The sequence below is a fragment of the Aeromonas sp. FDAARGOS 1403 genome (genome assembly GCF_019047325.1).
GTDB classification, from domain to species: domain Bacteria; phylum Pseudomonadota; class Gammaproteobacteria; order Enterobacterales; family Aeromonadaceae; genus Aeromonas; species Aeromonas dhakensis.
In genome coordinates, this window is record NZ_CP077249.1 from 2,367,868 (window position 1) to 2,388,357 (window position 20,490).

Consider the following 20,490-nt stretch of genomic DNA (forward strand, 5'->3'; position numbering starts at 1 on the left):
CAATATATTGTTACAACTTTTTTCTCATCAATATCTGTTTTTGTCTAACGGGTAACATTTTCTGGTTAGACCTCATTATTGATGTTTGACTCAAATGAGGATTGGCAGGTAGGTTGTGCAATATATAAACAAGGAGGCTTGATACGGTTGCCTTGGCTTTAATTGTTAATATCCTCCTTGCCTTGTATATCGGTAGTGCTGCTGTCATGCATATATTGACGATGCTGATATGGCAGCCTATTTACATCTCTCATAGAAAAACAACCATATGCTCGGTCATGATTACATGGCCTGCCAGACTATTGCCTGAAATATTTAATAATCTGGGAAGCAATGAGCGCTGATAGGGATATATAATATGAAAAAACTTTCAGAAATAATCCATCGTGAAGTTTCACAAGGGCGTCGGGATTTTCTGACGTTCTCCTCCATGTCGCTGATAGGCCTGGCTGCCGGCACTGTCTTCCCTGCCCCGGTGAAAGCCGCTATTGCTGTCCTGAATAGTGGTAATTTCGCCGAGCTGGATGCAATCAATTTTTACGTGATGGCATCTAACCAGCCCGTCGTTGATTCGAACCGGGTCAACTTTGTACAAGAAACCGATGAAGCGCAATATCTTGCCCAGGTGATGTTTCAAGAGCTGATGAAGTTTGAATTCCAGTATCAGAACAGCTCATTGAGCGAAGCGTTAGGCTCTGGCATGAAGCCTAACAATAATGTGCTGACCATGAGTGATGGCATCAACTCGGTCAATACTATTTACAGCAGCAACCGACGCTATTTTACCGATAATATGGTTGAATATGTGAGTGGCTTGTTGCAGAACTCATATAGCAAGCAAACCAATGTCACTGTGGCAGACCGGAAGCTGTATAACTCTTGGGATATGGTGAAGGTAAATGCAAATATCAAGCAAGCTGAAAAGGGTACGCAGTTTAAAGAAATTATCGATCAGCTATACTCTGTCGCTACCCATTATTGTCAAAGCGGAAAGTTAACCGGCTACAAAGCAGCGGGGGAAAACTGGGCTCGTCAACTTATCGAACACTACTCCAAGAATGAGGTGTTAGAGGAACTGATCAGCTCTTTCAAAGTTCAGGAGTATCTGGGATCAGGTTCATCGTTTGAAAAGGCTATGTGGCAAGTCTACAACACCATCAATAAAGTAAGAGCGCTCAATATATCATCTGGTCGTCGCATCACCGAGGATGAGCTGAAAAAATTTGAACGTACCCTGGCGGGTTCTGTATACAGCGGGTTTGCCATGAACATGAGCTGGGGCCAACAAAGCGAGAAATACACAGTCCTGGCCAACAGGAGAAATTTCGATGATGTGGTGACCTTGCTGAGAAATGAAAGCGGGACTCAGCGCACCTTCTGGAACAGTTTCTTCAACCAGAATAGCCCGGATAGTTTCTGGAATGAACTGAACAACATGAGCTTGAGAACGAGCACCCTGCAGGATGAGGGGGCCCGGCAGCGCATTCTTCAACGATATCCTGCGTTGGCAGGGACGGCGGGCAGTATGGCTCCCACAGCCTTCTCCGGTGTGGCTCCCGCTGCCTTTCCCATAGATTCATTCCTTTCCGTGTTCACCTTGTTGCTGGGGGTGGGCAACTTCACCTGGTTGACGGCGACCGATCGGGAGGAATGGAGCAACCCTGTTCCTTTGATGGAGTTGGGGGCGGCCCTGTTTGATGTGACATTGAATCTGATCCAGCTCGGTCGATTCCTTGATAAAGTGACCATGTTTATTTATGGCAATGGCGAAGGCATCATCAACAGCATTGCCATCAATATGGGTAAATTCAGTCAATTCTTGAGCAACCTTACCGCCAAAGGCCAGCATCTCACGAATGTATTAGAGCGGCAGATAGCCAGCAAGATGTTTCTCGCCACGCAAAATATCACCCGGATTATCAATATATGTTTTGTCGGATTAGCGGCGCTGGGGGCGGCCTTGGCCGCGTATAACCTATATCAGGCTGTCGAGGGTGGCGATATCGGTGATATTATATTTGCGGCAATCAATATGTTGGTCGCCACGGTGGCGCTGGGTGTCGCCGTGGCCTCTTTTATGGGCTTTGCCATTGCCGGCCCCCTTGGAATTATTGTCGCGGTGATAGGCATTGTGGTGGCCATCGCCCAATGGATCTACACATTACTCAAAAAAGAAGAGGTCAAACCTACCCCGATCGCGAGATATACCAACGAGTATATTAAACCGAAGGGGCTTGAGTATGAAGATCTGGGGGCATATATTTGCCGAGTGTCCAGTTATTGGAAGCGCACTCTGGTATGCGCCTTCGATGCAAGGACCATGAATACCGATTGGGATTACGTCCCAAGTATCGCTGATCATGATAATCCGATTTATACTCAGCCAGGGGCTCTGGTAACCTCCCCGAGAAATGGCAGGATTTATAACTTTGCCAATATTCAGAAGCCAGGTTACGGAAATATATCTAACTTCTTTACTGCGGGAGCCACCACCCCAATCAGTAACTGGCGGCCGGGAAGTGATTTGCAGACCTGCTGGCATGCCGTCGAGAGTCAGGCAAGCAATAATAGTCGCGCAGCAATATTTGTGGTGCTGGGCAACAACTCAAGCTTTTCACGAGCCTTCTTGACGTCTCATCTGGAGGATGCCCCGACAAGCAGCAATGAACTGACGAGTCAATTAAATCTGGAGTGGCAAGAGTATCCGCTGGATGTGGTTGCCATCAATGGCCTTGACGAGACCATGTTCCTTATCTTTACGACCCGGCATATCTATCAAGTAAAAGGTGGGGTAGCCCGCAGGATAATATCTGACTTTGTCGGTCAGCGCGATGCACCGATAACCTATGGCCTGAATGCACTGGCGCTCGGTACCAATGTGAATTTGATCTATCGGCTAAATGGTCTGCAGGCGCCCGATACCCGCTACCATTATCTGCTGACCCGGGATGACAATGGTGACTATACCAGCATGAAATTGCTGCGGACCATCAATAATCCCATGTCCTCAGACTCGCCGATTGTTGGCCGGCTGTTCAAGAAAACCAACGATCTGGTTTCGCGGATGGACTTTATGTATCACGATGGCAAGAGTGGTTATGCGCGTTATGGCGCAATCATGAACAAGACTGATGATGCCTCTTTGTCATTGTACAATGGGGTGGAATTTCAGGTGCCGGACAATGGATTCCGCTCCTTCTACAAGAATGCGTTTATTCCCAAATAACGCAGTCGGTACGCTTTCAGGCGTTCACGTCCCGGGCCATAAAGGACCCGTATCGACTCCTGATGTGTCGAAAACAGGCCACGCCCTTGTCGGCAACACTCAAAAGCCCTCAGCGAGGGCTTTTTTATGTCATCCCCTTGCGTGTACAAGGCTTGCTCAGGCGCGGGTATCGAGCAGGTTGCCCTTGCGATCCTCGGCCCCCGTCATGCCCGCCAGTTGCTTGCCAAGGGGGCTCTGCCGATATTGCAGGTAGTCGCCGAGCTGCTGCTGTTGCTGGTGGCGTGCTTCCATCCGGTAGAGATCGACGGCCGTCGGGGCGTTTTGCTCATCGATCTCCTGCCCACTGGCTTGCAGATAGCGATCCACGGCGGCCTTGTCCTGCTGCTGCTCTGTGTAGGAGACGGCCAGAGTGCGGCGGGTGGTCTCTTTCTCCTCCTGCGTCGCCACGTATTCATCTCTCTTGTCCAGCGCCTTGTCACGGCCCTGGTTGAGCTGCTCCGGGGTATAGGCGTTGCCATAACCGGGCAACGGCATGGGACGAGTGCTGATCTGCATGGGATACCTCTCTGCTAAACCTGGCTGCTTGAGCAATGGCCGCATGATACGAGCTTTCACTTGCGCAAAAAAGCATCATCAGGTGTGCCGTCAAGAGTGGGTTCAGCTTCGAAAGCAGGTTGTGGATCAGAGCAGAAGTGAAATCGCCGCCGTGGTGGCCTGGTAGGCAGCAGAGACGGTGAGGTCGGGCAACAGAGATAGAAAAGGCGCCCGAGGGCGCCTTTTGTCACAGCGAGAGGATCAGTTGAAGAACCAGTAACCGCGGTTGACCAGCCGGGTCAGCAGCTGCAGGAAGCCGGCCTGATCGGCCAGCTCCACCATGTCGGCCTGGGTGATCATGTCCTTGTCGCACAAGAGCGAAATGGCCGCCGCATCCTCGCTCGGCAGGGTCCAGGCTTCGCCGTCGATGTAGCAGGTCTGGCTTTCGCCGCTGAACCAGACAGAGCGCAGCCCCGGCACCTTGATGGCGGGCTCACCCTGGGTCAGCAGGTCGGCCACTTCCTCGGCGCTGTAGTCCGGCTCCACCGGATTGACGTCCAGATCGTGCTTGGCCTCGGAGATCATGGTGCCGAACCACTCCTTGAACAGGGTCTCGTCATCGAGGGCCTGTTGCATCAGCTCGCGCAGGCGGTGCAGCTCATGGGGCTGGATCTCGCCGTGGCGGGCGCGGGGCTTGAGATCGGCGTCGCCGTAACGCTCGGTGCGCACCTCGTTGTCGATCAGGTGATCGGCAAAGGAGGAGATAAGCGCCTTGGCGTCAGGCGCGCGAAAGCCCACCGAGAAGTTCAGGGAGGGCTCGATGGCGTAGCCCTCGTGGGGGAATCCAGGCGGAATGTAGAGGATATCGCCCGGCTCCATGATGACGTCGATGATCGCCTCGAACGGCTCGCAGTGCAGCAGGGCGGCGTGGGCGGCAAACTCGTTCAAGGGCTTGGCATCGCCGACGCGCCAGTGGCGCTTGCCCTGGCCCTGGGTGATGAAGACGTCGTAGTTGTCGATGTGGGGACCGACCCCGCCGTGAGGGGTGGAGAAGCTCACCATCACATCGTCAAAACGCCAGCCCGGGATGAACTGGAACGGCACTGCCAGCTCGTTGACCTCGGGGGCCCAATGGTTGCAGGCCTGCACCAGCACGGTCCAGTTCTCTTCGCCCAGGTGATCGTAGGATTCGAAGGGACCGTGGGCCGCCTCCCACTTGTTGTTGAAGCGGGTTACCAGGCGCGATTCAATCACCTCTTCCATGGCCAGACCCGCCAGCTCGTCCGGGCTGATGGGATCCTGAAAGTCGGTGAAACCGCCCTTGATGAGGAGCGGGCGCTTCTGCCAGTAGTGCTCGAGGAAGTGAGCGATATCCAGATTGAGTTGGTACATGGTCTTCTCGTGTCTCTGTGAGAGAGGTGTTGCCCAAGACGGGCTTGGGCAACGCCACTCATGGCCCTGCCTTGGCAGGGAAAACAACAGGGGGCCCTGTGGCTAGTGCCCAGGGCCCCCGATACTCTCTCGCCCGCTTATTTCAGCAGGTCGACCAGACGCTGGGCGTCGCCGATATAGTTGGCCGGGGTCAGCTTCTTCAGCTCGACTTTCACGGCTTCCGGCAATTCCAGCGTGTCGATAAAGGTACGCATCCCTTCGGCGTCCACGCGGCGGCCACGGGTCAGCTCTTTGAGCTTCTCGTAGGGCTTCTCGATGCCGTAACGGCGCATCACGGTCTGGATCGGCTCGGCCAGCACTTCCCAGTTGGCATCCAGATCGGCGGCCATGGCATCGGCGTTGGCTTCCAGCTTGGAGATGCCCTTCAGGGTCGCCTGATAGGCAATCAGGGAGTAACCCACTGCCACGCCCAGGTTGCGCAGCACGGTCGAGTCGGTCAGGTCACGCTGCCAGCGGGAGATGGGCAGTTTGGCTGCCAGGTGCTGGAACACGGCGTTGGCCAGACCCAGATTGCCTTCGGAGTTCTCGAAGTCGATGGGGTTGACCTTGTGCGGCATGGTGGAGGAGCCGATCTCGCCGGCGATGGTGCGCTGCTTGAAGTGGCCCAGGGAGATGTAGCCCCACACGTCGCGATCGAAGTCGATCAGGATGGTGTTGAAGCGCGCCATGGCGTCGAACAGCTCGGCGATGTAGTCGTGCGGCTCGATCTGGGTGGTGTAGGGGTTCCAGGTCAGGCCCAGAGAAGTGACGAACTCCTCGGAGAACTGGTGCCAGTCCACTTCCGGATAGGCGCTGAGATGGGCGTTGTAGTTGCCCACGGCGCCGTTGATCTTGCCCAAGATCTCCACCGCCATGATCTGCTTGAGCTGGCGCTCCAGACGGTAGGCGACGTTGGCCATCTCCTTGCCCATGGTGCTCGGGGTCGCCGGCTGACCGTGGGTGCGCGACAGCAGCGGCATGTCGCGATACTCATGGGCCAGGCGCTTTATCTCGGCAATCAGCTTCTCGCAGTAGGGCTTGATTACTTCCTCGCGGGCGGTCTTCAGCATCAGGCCGTGGGAGTTGTTGTTGATGTCTTCGGAGGTGCAGGCGAAGTGGATGAACTCGCTGACGGCGGCCAGCTCCGGGTTCACTTCGACTTTTTCTTTGAGGAAGTACTCCACCGCTTTCACATCATGGTTGGTGGTGCGCTCGATCTGTTTGATGCGGGCAGCGTCGCTCTCGTTGAAGTTGCTGACGATGCCGTCGAGCAGGGCACTGGCGGCCGCGCTCAGGGCAGGGACTTCCGGGATCCCGGCGTGGCTGGCCAGTTTTTGCAACCAGCGTACCTCGACTTCGACGCGAAAACGCAGCAGACCGAATTCGGAGAAGATAGGGCGCAGGGCATCGGCCTTGTCGCCATAACGACCGTCAATCGGGGAAACAGCAGTCAGCGCGGACAGCTCCATGGGGTGAACTCCTGATGATTGGTGTGGGGGATTCGTATCCACTCGCGCGCGGGCCGGGGGCTATCAAGGCTGATGTGCGGCTGTTCACCTTGTTCTCCCTCTGCCTTTGCGCGAGCCAATGATTAGTAACGCTTGGCCAGTTCCACCATCTTCTTGCGGGCGAAGATGATCTGGGTGCGACTGCCGCCGAGCTGGCGCCACAGCACGCAGGCCCGGATGCCGGCCAGCAGCAGGGCGCGCACCTTGTGCTGCACCAGCGGCTGCTGCAGGAATAGCGGGGTGCCCGCCACCTGGATGCGCGGGCCGATCGGGCTGATGAGATCGCTGTAGATGCTCGCCATGTTGGCCAGGATCTGCTCGTCCAGCAGGTCGAAATGCTGTTGCTGGCGGCCGATCTGGCCGATCCGCTCACCCAGCATGTTGAGAATGTCCTTGCGCTTGGCCAGCTTGCGCTCCAGCGCAATCAGGCTCACCACGTAGCGGGTCAGCTCGGCATTCTTCTGGCTGCCGTCGGCGCCCAGCTGCTCGACCAGGGCGCGGTAGCCGTCGCGAATGGCCAGGTGGTTGCCGAACACGTCCAGCGGCTGCTTGGGGTCGGTGACCAGGATGCTGGAGAGGCTCTCGCGCAGGGAGGCCTCGTCACAGGTGCCGTCGCGGGCCACTTTCTGCACCAGGTAGGCGGCCTGGCAGATGCCGGCAAAGGCCATGGTTCTGTCTTGGAATTTGTCGCTCATATCTTCACAGCCCTGTTCTGTTCATTCACCGGCCGATGCCATGATCCGGCCAGGAAGTTGCCAATCATGTATCACTGCCTTGTGCTGTTTTTTCTTTGTCCCCTCTCCCTCAGGGAGAGGGTCAGGGTGAGGGTGGTTACCCCCTCATCCCCAACCCTTCTCCCGCGAGGAGAGAAGGGAGTAGAGCGCGGACGCTTGTGAGCGTCCAGCCCTTACACCGGATGGCTGAAACGCTGCTCTATGATGCCACCGCCCAGACACACTTCCCCGTCGTAAAAGACGGCGGACTGGCCCGGGGTGACCGCAGCCTGTTTCTCGTCGAAGATGACCCGGATGGTCTCATCGTCGATGGGCTGGATCAGGCAGGGAATATCTTCCTGACGATAACGGGTCTTGACGGTGCAGCGGCGCGGTTCGCGAATAGGGGTGCGATCCACCCAGTGCAGCTGGCTCGCGATCAGGCCATCGGAGTAGAGGCGGGGATGTTCCCCCTGCGCCACGATCAGGGTGTTGCGCTCGACCTCTTTGTCGACCACGTACCAGGCCTCTTCGGTGGCATCTTTGCGCCCGCCGATGCCAAGGCCCTTGCGCTGGCCCAGGGTGTGATACATCAGCCCCTGATGCTCGCCGATCACCTTGCCGTCCACGGTTTCGATGGGGCCGGGCTGGGCGGGCAGGAACTTGGCCAGGAAGTCCTTGAATTTGCGCTCACCGATAAAGCAGATACCGGTGGAGTCTTTCTTCTTGGCGGTGATGAGATCCAGCTGCTCGGCGATGCGGCGCACCTCCGGCTTTTCGAGATCCCCGACCGGGAACAGGCTCTGACCCACCTGAGCCTCGCTCAGGGTGTAGAGGAAGTAGCTCTGATCCTTGTTGGTGTCGAGACCGCGCAGCAGGCGCGGGCGGCCTGTGCTGTCGTCACGGCGCACATAGTGGCCGGTGGCGATGTAGGTGGCCCCCAGCTCTTCGGCGGCAAACTCCAGGAACGCCTTGAACTTGATCTCCTTGTTGCACAGGATATCGGGGTTCGGCGTACGGCCGGCCTTGTACTCTTCGAGGAAGTGCTCGAACACATTGTCCCAGTACTCGGCGGCGAAGTTGATGGTGTGGAGTTTCATCCCCAGCTTGTCGCAGACGGCCTTGGCATCAGCCAAATCCTGGGCGGCAGAGCAGTACTCGTCCGTGTCGTCTTCTTCCCAGTTCTTCATGAACAAGCCTTCGACCTGATAGCCCTGCTGCTGGAGCAGGTAGGCCGAGACGGAAGAATCCACGCCGCCGGACATGCCGACGATCACCTTGATTTGGCTGTTGTCTGTCATTAGTCGAAGTTACCAGTTCGTTTAAACGGGGCGTATTCTACCAGAATTTCGCGCCCCCGGTCACATATCCATGCCGCCGTTCCCATCAGGAACCCGGCTGCAGGAAATCGTTTTTCTTGTCTCGGCCTCACAGCGTCAAAAAGAGCCTCCAACGGCTCTTAGATAAAGGCCTTGAGGGCCGACAGCGGTAAGCGGGTACCCGCCAGATAGTCCTGAATGCACTGCCACACCAGAGGGCTTCTCAGGGCCGCTTTGCACTCGGCAATCTCCTCCAGGGTGAGCCAGTGGCAGGCCAGCACGTCGCCGTCGGGATCCTCTGGATGGTGCTGACCCGGCGCCTTTTCAAGGTCGAAGATGACGGCGATGCGCACAAAGGTGGCCTCGCTGTCTGCCGGCTTGTAGAGATAGACCCCGAGCCAGGCAGTGGGAGCGGCGGTGAGCCCTGTCTCCTCCTTCAGCTCGCGGCAGGCAGCCTGGACGAGATCTTCCCCAGGCTCCACGTGGCCGGCGGGCTGGTTGAAGCGGCGCTGGCCTTTTATCTCCTCTTCCACCAGCAGGAAGCGGCCCTGCCAGTGCACCAGGGCGGCCACGGTAAGGCGGGCGGGCAGGGGGGGATGCTCGCTCATTGGGACTCCTTGTCTTGTGTACCGTGCCTTGCTGTGGCACTCGATCAGGTTGCGCCATCTATGTTGCGGCACGCTGGCCAAATGGCTTACTCGTGTTATTCCGATGGCTTGCTGCGGGCCGGACGGCGCGCGGTGCCTCGGCCGCCGCTGCGATTGGCCGGGCGGGGGCTCGCTTCGCGGCTGTCCCGCTCTTGGTGTTGGGCGTGACGGGTCGGCCGGGCCTGGCTGTTGCTGCCGGCCCCCTGTGGCCTGGCGGCTGTGCGCGGCTTGCCGTGCACAGCCGATTGCCGCGGTGCCGCTGCCAGCTCGGGAGCGGGCAGGGCGCGGCTCTCCCCCGGCGCCAGACCATCGAGGGTCCACTCCCCGATGGCGTAGCGGATAAGGCGCAAGGTGGGGTGACCGATATGGGCGGTCATCCGCCGCACCTGGCGGTTGCGCCCCTCCACAATCTTGATCTCCAGCCAGCAGGTGGGGATCTCCTTACGCTCGCGAATAGGCGGGTTGCGCGGCCACACCGCAGGTTCCTCCATGATGCGCGCCCCGGCGGGCAGGGTCATGCCGTCGTTGAGCTCCACCCCGGCGCGCAGGGCGGCCAGTTTCTCCTCGCTCGGGATGCCTTCCACCTGTACCCAGTAGGTCTTGGGGGTCTTCTCCCCCGGCTGGGTGAGGCGTGCCTGCAGCTTGCCGTCGTTGGTGAGCAGCAAGAGCCCCTCGCTGTCACGGTCTAGCCGGCCCGCGGCATAGATGCCGGGCTCGGTGATGTAATCCTTGAGGGTCTCGCGGCCCGCCTCGTCGGTGAACTGACAGAGCACCATGTAGGGCTTGTTCAAGAGCAGCAGCTTGCGATCGGCAGGCGCCGGTGCCGGTTTGCGCTCGCCCTCCTTGTCTCTCATGGCGTGCTGTGCCTCCCTGCGCTGGGATGGGCGCGCCGTGGCGGGCCCTTTGGCCTTGTGCTCGGTGTCAGGGCGGGCGGAGAGGGAGAGACGGGGACGGGCTGATTTCATCGCATGCATACCAAAAACAGGGGAAGGGCGAGTGTACCACAGGGGGCTGTCGCGGGCATGAACGACGGGGACGGGAGGCCAGCCGCTCAGCCGAGCAGGCCGTCGATGACGATGGCCTGACGGGCGGGGGCGGAGCCGGCGTGCAGCAGCGCCGTGCCCACCTGCTCGTCTATCAATGTGCGGGCCAGCCGGGTGAGGGGGCGCAACTGCTCGGGGGCAAGGCCGGCGGGCACTGCGAGCAAAATCAGGGTCTGCACCGGTCCGAGCGCGGAGCCCCACTCGATGGGTTCGCTGCTGCTGAGCAGCGAGAGCGCGGGGCGGCGGATGGCGGGGCAGATGACGTGGGGCATGGCGAGGCCGGGCCGGATGATGGTGGCGGCCAGCTGCTCGCGCGCGGCGATGGCCTGCTCCAGCGCTGGCCTGTCGCTTATCAGCGCGGCGGGCAGCAGATCCACCAGCACTGCCAGCGCCTGGCCCTTGTCGAGGGGGGCCGTGGCATGGCCGAGCTGGGCCAGGGTAAAGCAATAGTCGGGCAGTGCCTGAGTGAGGCGCTGCTCGGCCAGGGCGGCGCTGCCCGGGCGCCCCAGTGGCTGGCCCAGCTCCACGCACCAGCAGGTGAAGGCCATGTGGGCGAGCTCGGCATCCAGCCCCTCGATCAGCAGCAGACAGAGATCGCCGGGCTGGGTGGCCAGGGTGAGCAGGGAGAGCTGGTTGGTCGCCTCCACCGCCTGGCGGCGGGTGACGTTGATGAACTGGATATGGGACTTGAACAGCCCGGCCAGCCGACTCAGCTGCTTGGCCTGGGTGATGGTGAGTCCCAGCCGGCAGTGAAAGGAGATCTCGCGGATCAGCATTCAGACGTCGGGAGCTGCGGTCTTGAGCACGGCTACCGCATCGAGCAGCACTGCCTCCAGCGCCACCTGGTGAATGGGACAGCCGAGGAAGCGATTCTTCTGCTCAATCTCGATATCGGAGGCGATCAGCACCAGATCGGCGCCGGCGATGTCGCGGGCGGTGAGGATGTTCTCCAGCCCCATGGCTCCCTGGGTCTCGACCTTGATCTTGAGCCCCAGCTTGTCGGCGGCTTTTTGCAGCGCCTCGGCGGCCATGTAGGTGTGGGCGATGCCGGTGGGGCAGGCGGTGACGGCGAGGATCTTCATGGGCTCTCACGGCAAATTCGGGTGGGGCAACAAGATAGCGCCAAGGGGCGGCCTTGCCAAAGGGGTGGAGGCAAAAATGGGATCCCGACTGCGCTCTGTTGAAGGGATGGGCAAGGGGTGAGCGTTTTTGCGGCCCCAAAAGGGACAAGTGGGGAAAAGAGGGGATAAAAAACGGCCCGCCAGAGGGCGGGCCGAATGCACACTACGGAGTGAAACCGTGCGACCGGGCAGTGACTGCCTGGTCAGCTTGGGCGGATGCCTGGGCTCAGGCGGACTGGGTCGCCAGGGTAGCGGCTTTCAGTTCGCGCTGGTTCAGACGGACTGGGTCGCCAAAGTGGCAGCTTTCAGCTCCCGCTTGATGCGGCGGATCTTGCGCTCTTCGGCGACCGCGACGCAGGCCATCAGCACCAGACAGGCGGCGGCGGCCATGTCCAGCGCCGCGAAGGTACCGGTCCAGCCGGTCAGGCCGAAGATGGGGGTGCCGTCGGCAATCATGCCCAGACCCAGTTTGGCGAAGCTGTCACCGATGAGGTAGGCGAAGGTGCCCTTGACGCCATCGGCCACGCTGATGCCCTGCTTGGGTACGAAGCCCACGGCGGCTACGCCGATCAGCAGCTGCGGACCGAACACCAGGAAGCCCAGCAGGAACAGGGAGCCCAGGAACATGAACTGGGTGGTGGCGTGCTGGTAGAGCCCCAGGGTGGCAATGATCAGTGCCAGCGCGACGCAGGCAACCAGACCACGACGACCGTTGGCCAGATCCGAGAGGTAACCCCACATCAGGGTACCGACCAGGGCGCCCACTTCGAAGAAGGTAAAGCCCTGAATGGCCACGTCCTTGGAGAAGCCCAGCTCCTGGTGGGCGTAGACGGTGGACCACTGGTCGATACCGATGCGCACCACGTAGAGGAAGATGTTGGCAAAGCAGAGCAGCCAGATCACCTTGTTGAGCAGCACGTACTTCACGAAGATCTGCCACTTGGTCAGCTTCTGCTCCTCGGTGGCGACGTCTTCTTCGCTGGCCACTTCGTCAAACAGCTCTTCCACCTTGCCAAGGCCATAGGCTTCCGGCGAGTCGCTACCAAAGCGCAGGCCGATAAAGCCGACGATCAGCGCGATGATGGAGGGGAAGATGAACATGCCGAGCACGTTGCCATCGAACAGGTAGTTGGCACCGAACAGCGCCACACCGGCCGCACCGGCACCGCCCACGTTGTGGGAGAGGTTCCACATGCCCAGATAGGTGCCGCGCTTGTTGCGGGGCGTCCACTTGGTGATGGTGGAGTAGCTGCAGGAGCCGCCGCAGCTCTGGAAGAAACCGCTGGCCGCGTAGAAGAAGATCATCAGGTAGAGACTGAAACCGGTGCCGCCCATGCTGGCACTGAAGCCCAGCATGCAGAGGGAGGAGAGGATCAGCATCAGCGGCAGGAACTGCTTGGTGTTCTTGCCATCGGCATAGTAGGAGACGATGGTCTTGCCCACCCCGTAGGTGATGGAGAAGCCAAGGCCGATCATGCCGAGCTCGGTCATGGAGAGACCGTACTCCTGGATCATGTCGTTCTGCGCAATGTTGAAGTTCTTGCGGATCAGATACATGGTCAGGTAACCGATGAACACAACCAGATAGGATTGCATAAACGGTTTGAACCAGAGCTTGCGCCGGGCTTCGACCGGCAGGTTCAGGGTGGGGACCCGGACCTGTTCGAGCAGTTTAAACATCTTCGTTCATCCTCTGCGAGATAGACGCTGTTTCCGCCGCGTTCCACCCTTTTTGATTGGTGTTGGAGGTCACGCCACGGAAAGAACAACAGGAAGCGGGCGCGGTGCGCGGCGAGCCCCTGTCGATTGAACCCATGCCCGTCCCTTGCGCCATGGCGCGGGTCGGGTAACCACATCAGGTAGCGTGACTTTAATGAGGCGCGCTGCAAATGGCGTGAGAGCCATCCCTAGGGGGGGTAGGAAAATTTCCTAGTTTGGCGGGATCCGGCCGCGAAGCGTGAAGAGGATCACAAGCCGGCGTCGTACAGCAGAGGCGAACAGGCTCTCTCGAACCCGACAAAAGAGGAGGCCACCCGCAGGTGGCCTCATTTGGTTTGGTCGCCGCCAGCAGGGGCGGCTTGGTTGGACGGGGATCAGGCGGCCTTGGCCAGGGTCACCTCGTCACTCTTCTTCACCCGCAGTTTTTTCAGGGCAACCGCCACCACGCCGGTGACGATGGCGCCGCAGATCATGCAGAGCAGCGCCAGCAGCGGCTTGTTGACGGCACCGAGCAGGGCCACGATGGGGCCACCGTGGGCGACGCTGTTGGTGATGCCAAACAGGAAGGCCATCACCGCAGCGGTCATGCTGCCCAGCACGTTGGCCGGAATGACGGCCAGCGGGTCCCGGGCGGCGAACGGGATGGCGCCCTCGGAGATCCCCACCAGACCCATGGCGCCGGCAGCCTTGCCCGCTTCAATCTCGGTGGCATCGAAGATGCCGAGCTTGCGACCGAGCACGGTAGCCAGCGACATGCCAAGGGGCGCGGCCGGAATTGCGCAGGCCATGGCGCCCATGAACTGGGTCTGGCCGGAGGCGATCATGCCCACCGAGAACAGGAATGCCACCTTGTTGACCGGGCCACCCATGTCAAAGCCGGCCATGCCGCCCAGCACGATCCCCAGCAGCACCAGGCTGCCGCCGCTCATGGAGAGCAGCATGGCGTTCAGACCCGTCATCATGTCGGCAATGGGGGCGCCGATGATGAAGATGAAGACCGCAGCGATAAAGAGCGACCCGACGATGGGGGCGATCAGGATCGGCACCAGCGGCTGCACCATCTTGTGGTAGTGGCGGGTGGCAATCCAGCGCACCAGATAACCGACCAGGAGGCCCGCGATGATGGCACCGATAAAGCCGGTGCCGGCGTCGGCGCCGTAGAAGCTGCCGTTGTTGGCGATCCAGCCACCGATAAAGCCCGGTGCCAGCGCGGGTCTGTCACCGATGGCGTAGGCGATGTAGCCCGCCAGAATGGGGATCATCAGGGTGAAGGCGGCGACCCCCACGTTGAGGATCTGGTTCCACATGCTCCCTGCCGGGATCTGCATGCCGCTTGGGGTCGGATCGCCGCCGATGGCCAGAGCCAGGGCGATCAGCAGACCCCCGGTGACCACAAACGGGATCATGTGGGAGACGCCGTTCATCAGATAACGGTAGAGATCCGAGCTGCCGCCTGAGCTCTTCTCTTCGCTCTTGCGCTCATCCTTGTCCGCCACATAGGCGGGGGCCTTCAGTGCCTGCTCGATGAGGCCCTTGCCATCCTTGATGGGGGCTTTCACGCCGGTCTTGATGAGCGGCTTGCCGTTGAAGCGGGCCATGTCCACCTGCTTGTCGCAGGCCACCACGATGGCGCTGGCGCGGGCAATCTCGGCCGCAGTCGGGCTGTTCTTGACGCCGATGGAGCCGTTGGTCTCCACCTTCACCTCAAAGCCCAGCTCCTTGGCGGCGCGCTCCAGGGATTCCGCCGCCAGATAGGTGTGGGCGATGCCGGCCGGGCAGCCGGTGACGCCGATGATCAGCCCCTTGTCGGCGGCGGGCGCCGGGGCTGTTTCTTCTTTCTTCTCGAGCAACAGAGCCAGCGCATCGGCCGGGGTCTTGGCTGCCAGCAGGGCATCGATAAAGCCCTCTTCGATCAGCTTGGCGGAGAGCTCGGCCAGCACCTCGATATGGTGGTTGGCGCCGCCGACCGGGGAGGCAATCATGAAGAACAGTTTGGAGGGCTTGCCATCCTCGGCGCCGTAGTCGATGCCGGCGCGGCTGATACCGATGGCCACCGCTGGGGTGCTTACTGCCGCACTCTTGGCGTGGGGTAGGGCGACGCCCTCTTCAAAGCCGGTGTTGTCCAGCTCTTCCCGGGCCCACAAGTCCTTGATGAACTGCTGCTCGTCGCTGACCTTGCCTTGCGCCGCGAGCAATCGGGTCATCTCGGTGAAGACCTCCTCCTTGCGCGTGGCCTTTAAATCGAGCGCGATCAGCTGCTCGTTGATAAGGGTGGTGATCATGGCGTTCTCCCTGCTCCTGGCCGGAGCCTGTTGGCATCTTTTCCTGGGCTAGCGCCCAGGACATGCAGACAAAAGTGACCCCACTATTATCCCGCCCGCAGGGCAGCGCACCTATCGGACAAAACTGCGAAATACTGGATTTTTGTGCGACATCACCTCGAGTGTGACCCCGATCGCACAGCAGACCAGCTGACAAAATGGGTCTTAATTGAATCATGATTTGATTTTTTGTAATTAAAAATCAATAATTTAAAATTATTCGTATCGATGTGCAGCTGCCATGGAGCCTACCCTCATCTGGGCTAGGGGAGCTACATTGCTAGAAATTTGTGAGGTGATGAGAGGCTTCTGGATGTGAGCCAACGCACATAAATGGTGGTCATCAGGGGAAGGGGAGGGGTGACAAGGTGGAGAAACGTCGTGAGCCATGTGGATGGTGGCTGAGAGTGGATTAAAAGTAGGTTGGCGGTTCGCCGACATAGCGTGGCCGCCTATGAGAGAAATACATGCAATCACCCCCCGGAATGCGCCTATACCCCAGCCTCTCGTAGAAGTGATGGTCGATATCTGCATGGAGGAAGGTGGCGACGGCATCGGGACTATCCAGCAGCATGCCTGTCACCCCACGCAGCAGATAGGCGCCAAATCCTTGCCCCCTCATCGCAGGTGTCGTTGCCAGTGAACCTATGCCAAAACAGCCCTGGCCAAGGCCAAATCGGTCCCGATAGACGATAAGGGAAGAGACAGGCTGATTGTCCACAATCAGGACATACCACACACCGGAGCGGTATTTTTGACTGGCGTGGCAGCTCGCCAGATATTCAGTCGGTGACAGTCCTTCGCCCCAAGCATCAAAGCCCATCCAGAAGATGGCATTCAGTTCATCTGGGCTGGCTTTTCTTGTCTGCATCCTGCATTCATCCCTTTACCAGTGTCATGGTGCTCGATATGGCTCTCGTTGCTTTCGATGAGATGTGGCGACGCTGAATTGATCCCCCCACCATTTATCCCCAGGGCGCTACAGGCTGCTGAGGGTAGGGATAGCCTAGCCCAGTTCAAGGTAGAGCCGCAGCATATCCTTGTGCTGGATGCCGTGCTCCATCAGGGGCTCCGGGTAGTGGATAAGAAAGTGATCCTTGACGACGGCATCCACGCGAAAGCCGTGGCGCTGGTAAGAAGTGAGCTGGTGGCCGAAGCTGCCGGTACCGAGCTCGACGCGGCATACCCCTTTCCCGGCCAGGCTGGTCAGTACGAAGCGCAGCAGGCCGGAGCCGATGCCTTGCTGCTGTCGAGTGGGGGCAACGGCAATATTGAAGATCTCGGCCGTTTGCTCCCCCACCAGACCCACCACACAGGCGCCCACTACCTCGTTGCCCGCCAGGGCGGCAAAGCCCCAGGCGCCGGGCAGATAGGTGGTAATGCGCTGTTCTGCGGGATCTGCCTCCAGCAGCAGCGCCAGCGGCAGTTGACCGGGGGTCATTTCGACAAACATCATCTTTATTTCTCTGTTATCTCGCTCTGACTGTCCGGGGGCGCCGTCTTCTGGGCCTCAATACTCCAGAAACTTCTCGCCGCAGCGCTCGCAGATCAGATGTTTTACATGATTGGACTGATAGGCGAGGGTCTGGCCGAATACCGCGTTGGTCAGGCTGCTGGAGCGAAAGGCTTGCCAGAAGGCTTTGCGCGGATCCTTGGGCATGATGTCCTGACTGTGATCCCGTGGCACCAGCACCACGATATGGCGGGTGCGCTCCCGGCATTTGTCACAGCGATGGATTTCACTCGGCGGATTCTGGTCGTGCGGGTTGCTCATAAAGGGGCTCGTGAAGAGAGTGGGCGCCCATCATATTCCTCTCCACTTGGCTCTCAATCTCTCCTTGCTGACGCAGTGAGCAGGCTCACATTTTTGCGCCCGCGCTTTTCTGCTTGACCACAACTGCCCCTTGCCTGGGCGCTGCAACCGTGTGCCTCAGGCCGATGCCCGTTTTTGCGGTTTGCTGGTGAGCGGTGACGATATGGCGGGTGGGGGCAAGCTCGGACTTGCCCAGCCAACTCAAGCCGACGCCCTCTTCTGCAAGCTGGGGGTGATGATATGACGGGTGGGGGCGAGCTCGGGCTGCTGCATCCGGGTCAGCAGGCGCAGGGCGGCCTGGCGGCCTATCTCGCGGGCCGGCGAGCTGACGAAGGTGAGGGCGGGGGAGGTGAGCTCGGCCTCCGCCACGTCGTCAAAGCCGAGCAGGGCCACCTGCTGGCCGATGTAGTTGTCCTTGCCCACGCTGCGGCCGCTCGCCTCGACGCCGTAGATGCCACCGAGGGCCACCTCGGGGTAGTGGCAGAGCACGGCGGTCACCTTGGGGTGCTGATGCAGCAGCTGGGCTATGGTGTCGGCGGCGCTGCGCTGGGTGCGTTCACACTCCAGTACCCACTCCGGTTTGAAGGGCAGGCCGTATTGCAGCAGGCTGGCGCAGTAGCCGCCGATGCGCTCGGCGCGGGTGAGGGAGTCGGCCCGCCCGCCGACGTAGGCGATGTGGCGATGACCCTGTTCGATAAGGTAGGTGGTGGCCTGCTGGGCGGCGTGGGTGTTGTCCGGGCCGATAAAGTCCACGTCGTCCCGATAGTAGGAGCGGGCGGCGCACACCAGCGGCAGCGCCGAGTCGAGCAGGTGCTCCAGCGGCTTGGCGGCCGCGCCGCGCACCGGGTTGAAGATGATGCCCGCCACCCCCTGGCGTGACAGGGACTGGATGCTCTGCTGTAACCGCTCTGGGCTGTGGCCGCACTGGGTCAGAAACAGCAGATAGCCCTGCTGCTCCAGCACCTCGCTCACCCCGGCGGTCACCTCGGTATAGAAGGGGTCGGTGATGTCGCGCAGGATCAGCCCCACCAGGTTGGATTGCTGGCTGCGCAGGTTGGCGGCGGCACTGTTGGGCACGTAGTCGAGCGCCCTGATCGCCTGCTGCACCCGCTCGGCGGTGGCCGGCGAGATGCGTCCCTTGCCGTTGAGCACCATGGAGACGGTAGTGACCGACACTCCCGCCCACTGGGCGACATCGGTGATCTTGGTGGCTTTGGCAGAGAGGGATTTGGGCGACATAGGGCGAACGGACGACGGCGAGTTGAGAGCGAGGCTCCAGCATACCTGCTCATATGCCTGAGTGAAACGTTACATCACCATCGGGCCGATCCGGCTCACAGTTTTGCAAGCGCTTCCCTGACAGTACTTATATTCTGTGATCCTGTCGGCACTTGTGAGTTGATAAAACGTTTTATCATCCAGCAAAACCAGATACGGCTCGCCGTCGCCATCCGTCAGGAGCGGTGCCGGCCTGTCGTATCGAATGACCCTCACCTCACAAGGATCTGACACATGGCCAAGTCACCCGCCAAATCTACGATCTGGGAGTTCTTGCAGAGCCTCGGCAAGACCTTTATGTTGCCGGTCGCCCTGCTGGCCTTCTCAGGCATTCTGCTCGGTGTCGGCAGCTCGCTCACCAGCGATGCGGTCAAGCAGAGCATGCCCTTCCTCGACAATACCGTGCTGCAGCTGCTGTTCCTCTGGATGACCAAGGTGGGGCTGGTGGCCTTTATCTACCTGCCGGTGATGTTCGCGGTGGCCATTCCGCTCGGGCTGGCGCGCGAAGAGAAGGGGGTTGCGGCCTTTGCCGGTTTCGTCGGCTATGCGGCCCTCAACCTCTCCATCAACTTCTACCTCACCGTGGCCAACGTCATCGGTGACGCGGCGGCGGAGAAGGCCTACGGGGTGAAATCCATCCTCGGCATCAGCTCCATCGACACCGGCATTCTGGGGGCCATCATCGTCGGGGTGATCGTCGCCAAACTGCACGCCCGCTTCTACACCTACAAGATGCCCGATGCACTCGCCTTCTTCGGCGGCGCCCGCTTCGTGCCCATCATCACCGCCATCGTGCTGGGGGTGGTCGGTCTGGTGGTGCCTCTGGTCTGGCCCTGGTTCGCCGCCGGCATCAACGGCATAGGGACGCTCATCTCCCACGCCGGTCCCTTCGGCCCCTTCCTGTTCGGTACCGGCGAGCGTCTGCTGCTGCCGCTCGGTCTGCACCACATCCTGGTGGCGCTCATTCGCTTCACCGAGGCGGGCGGCTCCCAACTGGTGTGCGGCAACGAGGTGAGCGGCGCCCTCAACATCTTCTACGCCGAGCTCTCCTGCGCCGACACCACCCAGTTCTCGGTGTCGGCCACCTCCTTCCTCTCCCAGGGCAAGATGCCGGCCTTCCTCGGCGGCCTGCCGGGGGCGGCGCTCGCCATGTATCACTGCGCCCGCCCGGAAAATCGCGGCAAGATCAAGGCGCTGCTGGTCTCCGGCGTGGTGGCCTGCGTCATCGGCGGCATCACCGAGCCTCTGGAGTTCCTGTTCCTGTTCGTGGCGCCCGTGCTCTACGTCATTCACGCCATCCTGACCGGTCTGGGCTTTATGACCATGGGGCTGCTCGGCGTCACCATCGGCAACACCGACGGCAACCTCATCGATTTTCTGGTGTTCGGCGTGCTGCAGGGCACCGCCACCAAGTGGTATCTGGTGCCGGTCGCGGCCGCCATCTGGTTTGCCATCTACTACAGCGTGTTCCGCTTCGCCATCGTGCGCTTCAACCTGAAAACCCCCGGCCGTGAAATCGAGACCAGCGAGGCGGCTCAACCCGCAGGCAAGAAGGCAGGCAACAGCGGCTACAACGGCGAGGTGATCCTCAATGCACTGGGAGGCGCCGGCAATATCCTGGCGCTGGACAACTGCATCACCCGCCTGCGGATGTCGGTGCAGGACATGAGCCGGGTCGATGACAAGGTATTGAAGGCGAACGGCGCCATCGGGGTGATCAAGCTCGACGAGCACAACCTGCAGGTGGTGATCGGGCCCCAGGTCCATCTGGTGAAAAACCAGCTGCAGAGCCTGATGGGGGCCTGAGTCGGCCCTCT

At 60.2% G+C, this 20,490-nt stretch carries 17 protein-coding genes; 2 read left to right on the forward strand and 15 right to left on the reverse strand.

The genetic code is table 11. From position 1 onward, the window contains the following. Positions 1 to 358: 358 nt before the first annotated feature. On the forward strand, positions 359 to 3,226 hold the full coding sequence (locus I6L33_RS11250) for a hypothetical protein (RefSeq protein WP_216974066.1): 2,868 nt from the start codon (positions 359 to 361) through the stop codon (positions 3,224 to 3,226). 156 nt (positions 3,227 to 3,382) lie between these two features. On the opposite strand, the gene I6L33_RS11255 is transcribed toward I6L33_RS11250, so the two are convergent. The 15 genes from I6L33_RS11255 to I6L33_RS11325 form a co-directional block, all read right to left on the reverse strand. Next, positions 3,383 to 3,781 (reverse strand): hypothetical protein, encoded by a 399-nt coding sequence (locus I6L33_RS11255; protein ID WP_216974067.1) that lies wholly within the window; start codon positions 3,779 to 3,781, stop codon positions 3,383 to 3,385. 240 nt (positions 3,782 to 4,021) lie between these two features. Further along, positions 4,022 to 5,152, reverse strand: a complete 1,131-nt coding sequence (locus I6L33_RS11260; RefSeq protein WP_216974068.1) for a cupin domain-containing protein — start codon at positions 5,150 to 5,152, stop codon at positions 4,022 to 4,024. Between the two features lie 137 nt (positions 5,153 to 5,289). Beyond that, entirely contained in the window at positions 5,290 to 6,660 is a 1,371-nt protein-coding gene (purB, locus tag I6L33_RS11265) for an adenylosuccinate lyase (protein ID WP_216974069.1), read from the reverse strand. A gap of 122 nt (positions 6,661 to 6,782) precedes the next feature. After that, positions 6,783 to 7,394 (reverse strand): high frequency lysogenization protein HflD, encoded by a 612-nt coding sequence (gene hflD, locus I6L33_RS11270; protein ID WP_005298892.1) that lies wholly within the window; start codon positions 7,392 to 7,394, stop codon positions 6,783 to 6,785. 212 nt (positions 7,395 to 7,606) lie between these two features. After that, positions 7,607 to 8,713: a tRNA 2-thiouridine(34) synthase MnmA gene (gene mnmA / locus I6L33_RS11275; protein WP_043132371.1), complete on the reverse strand. Its 1,107-nt coding sequence runs from the start codon at positions 8,711 to 8,713 to the stop codon at positions 7,607 to 7,609. Between the two features lie 158 nt (positions 8,714 to 8,871). Next, the gene (locus tag I6L33_RS11280) at positions 8,872 to 9,339 is read right to left on the reverse strand and encodes an NUDIX hydrolase (protein ID WP_216974070.1); all 468 of its coding nucleotides are present in this window, start codon (positions 9,337 to 9,339) and stop codon (positions 8,872 to 8,874) included. Positions 9,340 to 9,434: 95 nt separating this feature from the next. Next, entirely contained in the window at positions 9,435 to 10,352 is a 918-nt protein-coding gene (locus I6L33_RS11285) for a pseudouridine synthase (protein ID WP_216974071.1), read from the reverse strand. A 77-nt stretch (positions 10,353 to 10,429) separates the two neighbouring features. Continuing rightward, complete coding sequence (locus I6L33_RS11290) at positions 10,430 to 11,197, reverse strand: PTS sugar transporter subunit IIA (RefSeq protein ID WP_216974072.1); 768 nt, start codon at positions 11,195 to 11,197, stop codon at positions 10,430 to 10,432. After that, the gene (locus tag I6L33_RS11295; protein WP_139431771.1) at positions 11,198 to 11,503 is read right to left on the reverse strand and encodes a PTS fructose transporter subunit IIB; all 306 of its coding nucleotides are present in this window, start codon (positions 11,501 to 11,503) and stop codon (positions 11,198 to 11,200) included. It lies immediately after the preceding gene. A 312-nt stretch (positions 11,504 to 11,815) separates the two neighbouring features. Then, positions 11,816 to 13,222: a hexose-6-phosphate:phosphate antiporter gene (uhpT, locus tag I6L33_RS11300; RefSeq protein WP_017780840.1), complete on the reverse strand. Its 1,407-nt coding sequence runs from the start codon at positions 13,220 to 13,222 to the stop codon at positions 11,816 to 11,818. 413 nt (positions 13,223 to 13,635) lie between these two features. Next, a complete protein-coding gene (locus tag I6L33_RS11305) occupies positions 13,636 to 15,543 on the reverse strand; it encodes a fructose-specific PTS transporter subunit EIIC (RefSeq protein WP_216974073.1) in 1,908 nt (635 codons plus the stop codon). A 451-nt stretch (positions 15,544 to 15,994) separates the two neighbouring features. Beyond that, positions 15,995 to 16,453 (reverse strand): GNAT family N-acetyltransferase, encoded by a 459-nt coding sequence (locus I6L33_RS11310; RefSeq protein WP_117405165.1) that lies wholly within the window; start codon positions 16,451 to 16,453, stop codon positions 15,995 to 15,997. Between the two features lie 135 nt (positions 16,454 to 16,588). After that, complete coding sequence (locus tag I6L33_RS11315; RefSeq protein ID WP_216974074.1) at positions 16,589 to 17,038, reverse strand: GNAT family N-acetyltransferase; 450 nt, start codon at positions 17,036 to 17,038, stop codon at positions 16,589 to 16,591. Between the two features lie 54 nt (positions 17,039 to 17,092). Continuing rightward, positions 17,093 to 17,356 (reverse strand): hypothetical protein, encoded by a 264-nt coding sequence (locus I6L33_RS11320; RefSeq protein ID WP_216974075.1) that lies wholly within the window; start codon positions 17,354 to 17,356, stop codon positions 17,093 to 17,095. Positions 17,357 to 17,596: 240 nt separating this feature from the next. Beyond that, positions 17,597 to 18,634 (reverse strand): Mal regulon transcriptional regulator MalI, encoded by a 1,038-nt coding sequence (locus I6L33_RS11325; RefSeq protein ID WP_195878242.1) that lies wholly within the window; start codon positions 18,632 to 18,634, stop codon positions 17,597 to 17,599. A gap of 273 nt (positions 18,635 to 18,907) precedes the next feature. Here I6L33_RS11325 and malX point away from each other — a divergent pair, with 273 nt between their 5' ends. Next, positions 18,908 to 20,479, forward strand: a complete 1,572-nt coding sequence (malX, locus tag I6L33_RS11330) for a maltose/glucose-specific PTS transporter subunit IIBC (RefSeq protein WP_216974076.1) — start codon at positions 18,908 to 18,910, stop codon at positions 20,477 to 20,479. The last annotated feature ends 11 nt before the right edge of the window (positions 20,480 to 20,490 follow it).